This is a genomic window from Mycobacterium sp. (assembly GCF_036488105.1).
Taxonomy (GTDB): Bacteria; Actinomycetota; Actinomycetes; order Mycobacteriales; family Mycobacteriaceae; genus Mycobacterium.
On record NZ_DASXHW010000544.1, the window covers coordinates 1 to 9,525 of the forward strand.

Here is a 9,525-nt window from a genome sequence, read left to right on the forward strand (position 1 = left end):
GACCGGGTTGGGTGGTGACGTGCTCTACATCGAAGCGGGCGCGAATGACGGCGAAGCGGGTCTGCAGTTGACCGGCCAGCTGGGCGACGTGATGAAGGAGTCGGCGCAGATTGCGCTCTCCTACGTCCGTTCGCACGCACAGGAATTGGGCGTCGACCCCGAGGCGCTGAACCGGCGCATTCACGTCCACGTGCCCGCCGGCGCCGTCCCGAAGGATGGCCCGTCGGCCGGTGTCACGATGGTGACCGCGCTGGTGTCGATGGCAACTGGGTTGCAGGTCCGAGCCGATGTCGGAATGACCGGCGAGGTGACGCTGAACGGCCGGGTGCTGCCGATCGGCGGCGTCAAGCAGAAGCTGCTGGCCGCGCAGCGGGCCGGGCTCTCGACGGTCTTCATCCCGCAGCGCAACGAACCCGACCTGGACGATGTGCCCGCCGAGGTGCTCGAGGCGTTGGACGTCAAACCGATGACCGACGTTGCCGAAATCGTCGTCCAGGCACTGGAGCCGGCCTCGCTTGGGGTCACCGCTGCCGCCTGATGTCGGATAGCCTGCGGACATGGCCGACCTGCAACAGCTCAAACGGCGCATCGTTCACACTGCTCAACGCCTGGTGGTCAATCCAGTTGGTCGACGGTCACCGATGACCATGCTGGAGACCACCGGGCGAAAGTCGGGGGAACCGCGACACACCGCGGTCGGAGGAAGGGTGATCGGCAACCAGTTCTGGATGGTTTCGGAGCATGGCGACCATTCGCATTATGTGCTCAACATCAAGGCCAATCCGGTAGTGCGCGTGCGCATCCGTGGCAAGTGGCGCAGCGGAACCGCTCACCTGCTGCCGGGCGATGACGTCAACGAGCGGTTGCGCAGTCTGCCCGGGTTCAACAGTGCTCTGGTGCGGTTGATGGGCAGCGACCTGCTGACAATCCGGGTCGACCTGGACTGAGCGCACTTTCCATGGCCTACGACACCGACCTTGCCGATCGCATTCGCGAGCTGCTCGGCCCGCTGCGCGCCGTGGACGAGAAACGGATGTTCGGCGGCTTGGCGTTCCTGATCAACGGCAACATGTCCGTGGCCGTCAGCGGACAGGGCGGTCTGATGGTGCGGGTACCGCCGGATGACACCGAAAAACTCCTGGGCCGAGCCCATGTCAACCCGATGGTGATGGCCGGCCGCGAAGTCCGCGGGTGGATCCGTGTCGATGCCGACGGCGTCAAGACCAAACGGCAACTGACAGACTGGGTGACACGTGGCGTCGACTATGCGCGGAGTCTTCCGCGCAAGTAAGCACGACGTTTGCGAGCCCCAACTACGGGTAAGCCCTGGATGATGAACCAGCACAAGCAGGTGGTTCGACGACTTCTACAGATCGCCGGGACCACGTATGCCGCCGAAGCTGGTGTCCGGATAAGTGACAAGCCGATGCCGCTGTTTCAGCTGCTGGTGCTCTGCATGCTGGCCAGTAAGCCAATTGACGCGACGATCGCGATGCGGGCGGGGCGTGAGCTGTTCAGCGACGGACTCAAGACGCCGAAGGACGTGTTGGGCGCCGACCGGCGCACCATGATCGCAGCGTTCGGCCGCGCGCACTACGCGCGCTACGACGAGAGTTCGGCGACGCGACTCACCGACATGGCTCAGCGGGTCGTCGATGAATACTCCGGTGACCTGCGGGAAATTCCTCGGCGTACAGCCGAAGATGTCGACGCCGCCAAGCGAATGCTGAAGAAGTTCAAGGGAATTGGTGACACTGGAGCCGACATATTCTTGCGCGAAGTCCAAGATGTCTGGCCGTGGGTACGACCGCACTTCGACAAACGCGCCATGCGGACCGCCAAGGCGCTGGGATTGCCAACCGACCCCGAAGAGCTCGGCGGTCTGGCCCCGAAGGCGAACGCGCGACTGGCCGCGGCGCTGGTGCGGGTATCGCTTGACGACGACGTGCGCCAGCAGGTAGCGAACAGATAGGAGCGATAGTGGCTGATTCGAAAACCTTCGTCATCGTCGGCGGCGGACTGGGCGGAGCCAAGGCGGCCGAAGCATTGCGCGAGAATGGCTTCGACGGAAAAGTCGTGCTGTTCGCGGACGAGGAATACTTACCCTACGAGCGGCCGCCGCTGTCCAAAGAATTCCTCGCGGGCAAGAAATCGCTCAGCGACTTCACCGTCCACGACTCAGAGTGGTACCGGGACAACAAGGTCGACCTACGGGTCGGCACCGAGGCGGTCGCGATAGACCGCAAGGCCCACACCGTCGCTCTGGCTGACGGCAACGACGTTCGATACGACAAGCTGCTGCTGGCCACCGGCTCACGGGCGAGGTGGTTGTCGATTCCGGGTGCCGATTCCACCGGCGTCCATCACCTGCGGAAATTCGGGGACGCGGAGAACCTCAATACGGCGCTCAAGGATGGCACTTCGCTGGCGATCGTCGGGGCCGGGTGGATCGGGCTGGAGGTCGCGGCAAGTGCCCGCGAACGCGGTGTCGACGTCACCGTGGTCGAGACCGCCAAGGCCCCGCTGATCGGTGCCGTCGGCGAGCAAGTCGGCGGTGTGTTCGCCAAGCTGCATCGTGACCACGGTGTCGATCTGCGCCTGGAGACCGAAATCAAGGAGATCACCACCGACGGCGGCAAGGCCACCGGTCTGCGATTAGGCGACGGATCGACGGTCACCGCCGACCGGGTACTGGTAGCCGTTGGGGCGCAGCCCAACATTGAACTGGCCGACGACGCCGGCCTGTCGACCGGCGACGGCGGGGTGCTCGTCGACGCCTCGCTGCGCACCAGCGACCCCGACATCTACGCCGTGGGCGACATCGCCGCGGCCGAGCATCCGCTGTTCGATGAACGGATCCGGACCGAACACTGGGCCAACGCGCTCAAGCAGCCCGCCGTGGCGGTGGCCGGCATGCTCGGTGAACCTGGGAAGTACGCCGAGCTGCCGTACTTCTTCAGCGACCAATACGACCTGGGTATGGAATACGCCGGCCACGCGCCGAACTCCGACCGGGTCATATTTCGCGGTGACGTCGACAGCCTGGAATTCGTAGCCTTCTGGCTCGACGCCGACAACCACGTACTGGCGGGAATGAACGTAAACGTCTGGGATGTGCTCGACGACATCAAGAGCCTGATCCGTAATAAGACCGTCGTCGACCTGAATAAATTGATCGACCCGCAGGCGTCGCTGGGAGAGCAGATCAGCTGATCGTGATGACGTCGGACAGGCGTTGCCCTTGAAAGCGTTCCCGCTCAGCACGCCGACGTTTGACGCGCAGGCGTGCGTCGGAGGGAATCGTGACCGCTTCATCGCAGGTGAGGTAGAACACCTCGCCCGCGACGTCAATGAGTTCTGCATCAACGTAACGAGAACCCAGCTCTCGCAGGGTCATTCGCAGTTCATGGGTGAATCGGATAGTCGTGTCGTAAGCCAGTTCTCTCGAAGCCCGGGCACTGGCCGCCATCCGTTCGGACAGCTTTGCGTCCGACCCCGCAGGTGACATCGGCTGAGGAACGTCGGTTGCGGCACGCCCGGCGGCGGCCAGCAGCATCGCCGGATCGTCTCTGAACATCAGGTTGGCCAACTCGACCTCGCCCGGGCCCCGGTGCCCGATTCGGCTGACCGCGGAGGCGAACGCCGCACCGATGGTGGCCGACCGAGCGCTGACGCCGTCGAGGTCGCGTTCCAGGGCCAGCGCGCACAGCTGTTCTTCGCCGCGAATCAGCACCGCCAATGACGAGGTCTCAGCGGCAATCGCATCGCTTTCCAGTAATGCGCCTATCCCGGAGACGGCAACCTGCAGTCCGGCGCGCCCCACCGTCGCTGCGGTGATCGCGCTGTCGATCAGCCACCGTCCCGAAATACCCCAACCTTGATGAACCCTGTCCCGCAGCAGCCGGATCCGCACCTGGAGTTGGGCATCCGACAGCGAAATCAATTGCGCTGCATCGAGATGTTCGGCCGTCGCGGCTGCGACGTACTCGTGGGTGTCGGCCTTCAGGTGCCGCAACAATGCCAAAGCCCGTTTGATCACAACCGCTTTGGCAGCCGGACCGAGTAGCCCGCCGGTCAGCGGCGGACGTCCCATCGGCAACAACGAATCGACATGTGAGCCATCGAACGACGCCCGCACGATGTCGTCGACATCCCAGCCGGGCAGCTGCTCCGCGGCGATGACGCTCGCCGAAACGCCAACGTAGGGACGGTGACTGAATACAGCGATCGCCCTACTCCCCCATTCCTCGGCAATCACGTCGCCGCCCGCCATCACCGGGCCCATCGCCCGCGCGGCGGCACGCAACCCACCGAGCTGGACGTCGAGCGTCATCGGCGTCAACGGGCCGGGCAGAGTTTGGGCGAGTGGTGCTGCGCTGAACACCGGAAAGCGCGGGTCGGCGCGGTCGTCGAACTCGCCCTCCAGCCCATCCGGTGACGCCGACCGCAACACGGTGCCGTCCAGCGGTTCGGTTCGCACGCCGACCTCGACCGGTAGTGGCAGATGTTCGGGCACATCCGTGGCGCCCCTGACGTCGAGCCTGCGGCCAGCCAGTCCGCGCACCGTATCGACGACGGAATCATTTGCGGACCAACCGAATTCGAAGCGCCACGCTTCTTGGGCCGCGGCGAGGTCGAGTTCCGGGGTCAGTTCGGGCCAGCTCGGTAAGCGGGCCAGCCGCGGCCGTTGGCCGACAGATCGCAGCAATTGCTGTGCGGCGGCGATTTGGGTGGTATCCGGGCTGGCCAGATCAACCGTTCCGGTGCTATCGGTTGCGACCGCGAACACCAGGAAACGAATCAGGTCGTCGTAGTGCAGTAGCCGCAAGTGTTCGGCCGACGCCGTGCCGTGCAGCAAGCTGCCGATAGTGCGGCAGATCATCCAATCGAGCTGGCGACCCATCGGCGGTGCTATCCGCACGACCAGGCTCGGGGCCCAACCGCTGGAGACCAACGTCTCGGCCTGGCGGTACAGCGTCGGCTGCCCGGCTGAGACTGACACGTAGATCAGCCGGGCACCCGCACGAGATGCCGAATGCGCAACGCGCACCAACCCGTTGATTCCGGCGCTGCCGGGCATCGCCGTCTCGATCGGGGTGAGGTGGAGCACCACATCGGAGGCGCCGGCCAACTGCTCTAGCACCGGGTCGCCCAGCGACGCGCAGACAAAGTCGACATCGGGGTGCAGGTTGTGGTGTGGATACGCGGCGATGCCGGTGACCGCGTGCCCGGCGGCGATCAGCTGCCTGGCCATCGCACGTCCGAGCAGTCCGGTGACGCCGGTCAAGAAGATCCGCACGCCCGAGCACCTCCACGGCGTCTAGTCGATTGAAAGACAATAGTCGTGCGAGCCGAGTCCCGGTGGCTTTCAGCTAACCCTGATAACTCATTGCAATGTGGCGGTGCCGTCAGCCGCAACCGTGACTTTGGCGCCACCGATGTCATCGCCAACGGTGGCCGCGGCCGCGGCGGCGTCGGTGATCAACGCCAGCGTGCGACGGTCATCGGGGGTGCGAACCGACAGGAACGCCTTCTGCGGGCGGCCTTCCCGGTCGAACGGAGTCGTCCAGGCTTCGACGGTGCCCACGCCTTCCCACTGCACCGCGGCCGTCCGGGTCGGCAGTTGGTCAACCGCGGATTGCGTGTCTTCCCAATGGAACTCGGATGACGGCGGTTCGGTGCCGTAGACGCCGAAGCTGTGCTTGGTCAGGTACCCGCCGTTGGCGGTGATCAGGCCCCGCTTGCCGGGGTTGGCGGCCAGACGTTCGGCCATCGTCGCGATCGAGTGAGCGACGTAGTTGCTCCACGGTCCGCCGGCGAAGGTCAGCCCGCCGGTCACCGTCAGCGGCCGCGCCGGATCGTCGACCGGCAGCCCGAGTTCAGCTGCCGCTACTTGCACGGCAGACGGAAAGCACGAGTACAGGTCGACGTAGTCCATGTCGTCGATGCCCAGGCCGGCCAGTTCCAGCGCTCGCGTGCCGGCGATCCGGATGGCCGGGGACCGGTGCAGTTCGTCGCGCTCACTGATCGCATAGGTGTCGTGCGCGTCGGTGCCCGCATATGGGTACACCCATCGATCGGTCGGGATTCCCAAGCGGGTCGCGCTCTCCGCCGACGTCAGGATCAACGCGGCGGACTGGTCGACCATGTTGTTGGAGTTCATCAGCTTGGTGTACGGCCAGCTGATCATCCGATTCGTCGGGCCGTCCTGCAAAATATCTTCTGCTGCAACAGGTTTACGAATCCACGCATGCGAATTGTGCACCGCCACTTCATTGAAGCGTGCCCACAATCCACCGATGCGCTTGCGGTGCTCGTCGACCCGCTCCCCTGCGCTGATGCGCAACGCCTGCTCGAACATCGGGTAGATGAACGCCGGGCGGTCCAGGCCAATGCGGTCCTCGGCCGCCCCGGCCATCTGGACATTCTCGTCACTACCTTCGGGCATCGGCACGGAGTCGTCCTGCTCGGTACTGCCAAGCCGTTGGCCGTGGGCGCGCAACCGCGTTCGCGTTCGCCACATCTCCGCCCCGGCCACCAGCACGACGTTCGCGCGCCCTTCCTGGATGTCCACGCAGGCCCGGTTGACCAGTGTCTGCGGCACGTTGCCGCCGATGCCGCTGTACCGGGTGCTGAAACGGTCGGCGCCGATCCGTTGGCCGAGCAGCAGGGCGGGGTCGCGGTAGTGCACCGATAATACGTTGACCACGCGGACCGAATCCACGGCCTCGAGCACCTGCGCGTCGGCGGCCTCGCGGGCCGCGGACACCATCAGATCGATCGGTTCCGGGGTGCTTTCCGGCTCTTCCGCCTCGCGGTAGTTCACCTGGCCGTAGCCGACTAGCACCGGTGTTCTGGGGTTGACGGGCATGACGGAACCTTCCGCGGTCGGTGCCGGGCGAATGCTAGGCGGGGTCGGTGGATGCGAACAGCACTCGAGCGTCGATCAGTAGCTCGGTTTCCTCGCTGCTCATCCCGAGGATTTTGTGGCAGATTTCGCGGGTGTCCTGTCCGGGCAGTGGCGCCGGCCGCTGCGGTGCCTGCGGGATGTGCCGGAACGGCGCCGGGCCTGTCTCAGCCGGCAGCGGGTGATCGAACAGCGGATGACGCATGTCGCTGAACAGCTTTCGTTCCAGCAGCTGCGGGTCTTCGAGCACATCGGGCGGACGGTTCATCTGACCGGCCGGGACGCCGGCAGCCTGCAATGCCTCCGCGACTTGTGACGGGGTCCGACCGCGGGTCCACGCCGACACCTGCTCGAGCAAATCCTTCCGGTGCGCCACCCTCGCCTCACCGGTCGCGAACCGCGCATCTTCGCCCAGCTCGGGTAGACCGAAAATCCCACAGGCCGAACGCCAGTCGGTATCGGTGCGAATCGAGATAACACACCATTCGTCGTCACCTGCGCACGGAACAATTTCATGAAGGCTGGTGTCGTCGACCAACTCGGCATGATCGCCCGTCCGTGCCGCGTCGGCGACGTAGCGGGCATCGAGTTGATTGACGACGGCCTCGGCTTGCGAGACGTGCACGCGGGCACCCGTGCCGGTTCGGTCGCGATGGATCAGCGCGGCCAACGCGCCGATCGCCGCGATCCGCCCGACTACGTGGTCGGGAAAGACCGTGGTCGCGTCGTAGAACCGGTGCCGAGAGTCGTCGGTCTGGTCCGGTTGAGGGTGTTGATCTGTCCACAACTTGCTGACGCCGGCGGTGGCGCGAACCAGTGGTCCGTAGCCCATCCGGTCGCTCCACGGCCCGTTGTCGCCGAATGCACTGCTTTCGGCGAGCACCACCCGGTGATTCAGCGAACGCAGAGTGTCGTACGGAAACCCCAGGGCCGTAAGCGTTCCGGGCTTGAAGTTGGCAAACACCGCGTCGGCGTCGGCAACCAGTCGGCTGAAGACCTGCTTGCCGGCTTCGTCGCGCAGATCCACGCCGAACGCCAGATTGTTGCGATGCGTCCAGGCGAACGACTCACTCATGGCATCGCCGACCCGGGCCTGCCGCAATCCGTCCGGATAGGCCGCACTTTCGACCTTGATGACCTCGGCACCCAGATCGCCGAACAGCCGGCTGAGCTCGCCCCCGGCGACGATGATGCCCAGGTCGACGATGCGCAGCCCGTCGAACGGCCGCGGGCCGGCACTGCCGGGGACCGCGATCCTGGCCCGCTCGGCGAGCCAGCGAGCCTGGTCGTGACCAACGCTCGGAGCGGGAGTGCGGAAGCCGACGTGCTGACCGTTGACGGCGTAATAGCCGGTCGGGATGCGGCTGCGCACGCCAGGGACGAATTCAGTGTCGGCGACGGCGCCCACCGCCTGAAAATGGTCGGACGCCAGGATCTGGGTGGGATCAAGCACGGCGGATATCGCCACGCCGTGCGATTGGCCCTCAGATACCAAGGCTTTCATCGTCTGCCCGGCGAAGAGCTGTTGGACCAACAGGCCGATCTGCGGCCAGGCCGCGAACCGTGCTGCGATCACGTCGTACTTGGGGTCTTGGAAGTCCTCGGGCTCACCCAGCCAGCGCCGCAGCCCATGCCACTGTCGAGGCGACATCACACACAGCCGGACGTAGCCGTCCTGGCACGGGTAGATCGGGTAAGCATCCTGGTTCTTCGGGCGTCCGCGCCACCGGTCCGGTCGCCGGATGCCCGCGGCGGCTTGGCCGTGCGCCCCGAACGCCGGATCGAGTGCCATCACGACGGCCTCGAATCGGGAAAAGTCAATGTAATCGCCTGTTCCACAACGTAATCGGTTGTAGTAGGCGACTAACGCGGCCCAGGCGGCCTGAACGGCGGCGGTGGCCGACGCGATACCGTCCGGCGGCGAGACCGGTGTCCCGGTGGTGGGACCCGACCGCGCCAACGACCCCGACAGCGCATACAGCACCGGATCGGTTGCCCGCCACGACGAACGGGGCCCGGTTCTGCCGAAATCGGTCACCGACAACGCCACCAGTTGCGGAAAGCGATCGGCCAGGTCTTCGCACGAAGCTCCGTATGCCGCGGCCTGGCCGGGATTCCCGCTGTCGACCACGATGTCGGCGCCGCCGGCGAGTTCGATCAGCCGCTCGCAGTCTCGCGGGTCGGCCGGGTCGAGCACGGTGCTGCGCTTGTTTGCGTTGTGCAGTGCGAAGCGCACTCCGGTGCCGCCCAGCGTCGGGCGCCGGGTGCGCGACGGGCTGCCACCCGGCGGCTCCACCTTCAGGACATCGGCGCCCAAGTCGGCCAACAGCCGAGTCACCGCATCGCCGTCGTCGTCAGACAGGTCGAGTACCCGCAACGATGCGAGCAGGTCGTCAACCGAGGTGGTCACCCCGGCCAGCGTAGTGCCTGGGTTTGCCACGTTTGGGTACCGGTGCGACGTCGACGGCGTCGGTAGGCTGGTGGGATGTCTGGCTACGAGAGCGCCGCGGTGGAACCGCACCCGCTACTCGCCCAGCTCTCGGCGCTGCATCAATTCCGCGTCCAGGTCGACGTCGCCGTCGTCGTGGTGGTGCTGGCGGGGGCGAACTTGCTGGCGC

The 9,525-nt window shown here is 65.7% G+C and carries 8 protein-coding genes and 1 pseudogene; 6 read left to right on the forward strand and 3 right to left on the reverse strand.

All coding sequences use genetic code 11. The features are described 5' to 3' along the window. From VGH54_RS28580 to VGH54_RS28600, 5 genes are all read left to right on the forward strand, one after another. The coding region (locus tag VGH54_RS28580) for a S16 family serine protease (protein WP_331515530.1) at positions 1 to 538 on the forward strand (538 nt) is incomplete at its 5' end. A 19-nt stretch (positions 539 to 557) separates the two neighbouring features. Continuing rightward, positions 558 to 947 carry a nitroreductase/quinone reductase family protein gene (locus VGH54_RS28585; protein ID WP_331515531.1) on the forward strand — a complete coding sequence of 130 codons (390 nt, stop codon included), beginning with the start codon at positions 558 to 560 and terminating at the stop codon, positions 945 to 947. An 11-nt stretch (positions 948 to 958) separates the two neighbouring features. Continuing rightward, positions 959 to 1,291, forward strand: coding sequence for a TfoX/Sxy family protein (locus VGH54_RS28590; RefSeq protein WP_331515532.1), 333 nt, complete (start codon positions 959 to 961; stop codon positions 1,289 to 1,291). Between the two features lie 42 nt (positions 1,292 to 1,333). Continuing rightward, a complete protein-coding gene (locus VGH54_RS28595; protein ID WP_331515534.1) occupies positions 1,334 to 1,972 on the forward strand; it encodes an endonuclease in 639 nt (212 codons plus the stop codon). An 8-nt stretch (positions 1,973 to 1,980) separates the two neighbouring features. Beyond that, on the forward strand, positions 1,981 to 3,213 hold the full coding sequence (locus tag VGH54_RS28600) for an NAD(P)/FAD-dependent oxidoreductase (protein ID WP_331515536.1): 1,233 nt from the start codon (positions 1,981 to 1,983) through the stop codon (positions 3,211 to 3,213). Here the strand turns inward: VGH54_RS28600 and VGH54_RS28605 are convergent. The 3 genes from VGH54_RS28605 to VGH54_RS28615 all read right to left on the reverse strand — a co-directional run bounded on the left by VGH54_RS28605 (position 3,206) and on the right by VGH54_RS28615 (position 9,317). Continuing rightward, positions 3,206 to 5,299: an NAD-dependent epimerase/dehydratase family protein gene (locus tag VGH54_RS28605; protein WP_331515537.1), complete on the reverse strand. Its 2,094-nt coding sequence runs from the start codon at positions 5,297 to 5,299 to the stop codon at positions 3,206 to 3,208. The genes VGH54_RS28600 and VGH54_RS28605 overlap by 8 nt on opposite strands. An 87-nt stretch (positions 5,300 to 5,386) precedes the next feature. Then, entirely contained in the window at positions 5,387 to 6,871 is a 1,485-nt protein-coding gene (locus tag VGH54_RS28610; protein WP_331515539.1) for an acetyl-CoA acetyltransferase, read from the reverse strand. Positions 6,872 to 6,905: 34 nt separating this feature from the next. Then, positions 6,906 to 9,317, reverse strand: coding sequence for a CoA transferase (locus VGH54_RS28615; protein WP_331515540.1), 2,412 nt, complete (start codon positions 9,315 to 9,317; stop codon positions 6,906 to 6,908). A 75-nt stretch (positions 9,318 to 9,392) separates the two neighbouring features. Between VGH54_RS28615 and VGH54_RS30140 the strand changes: the two are divergent. Continuing rightward, positions 9,393 to 9,525: pseudogene (locus tag VGH54_RS30140) on the forward strand (CPBP family intramembrane glutamate endopeptidase); the annotation flags it as partial.

Excerpts from the sequence above, each read along its gene's own strand:
- VGH54_RS28585 (WP_331515531.1), top strand. The coding sequence starts at position 558 with ATGGCCGACCTGCAACAGCTCAAACGGCGCATCGTTCACACTGCTCAA.
- VGH54_RS28590 (WP_331515532.1), top strand. The coding sequence starts at position 959 with ATGGCCTACGACACCGACCTTGCCGATCGCATTCGCGAGCTGCTCGGC.
- VGH54_RS28595 (WP_331515534.1), top strand. The coding sequence starts at position 1,334 with ATGAACCAGCACAAGCAGGTGGTTCGACGACTTCTACAGATCGCCGGG.
- VGH54_RS28610 (WP_331515539.1), bottom strand. The coding sequence starts at position 6,871 with ATGCCCGTCAACCCCAGAACACCGGTGCTAGTCGGCTACGGCCAGGTG.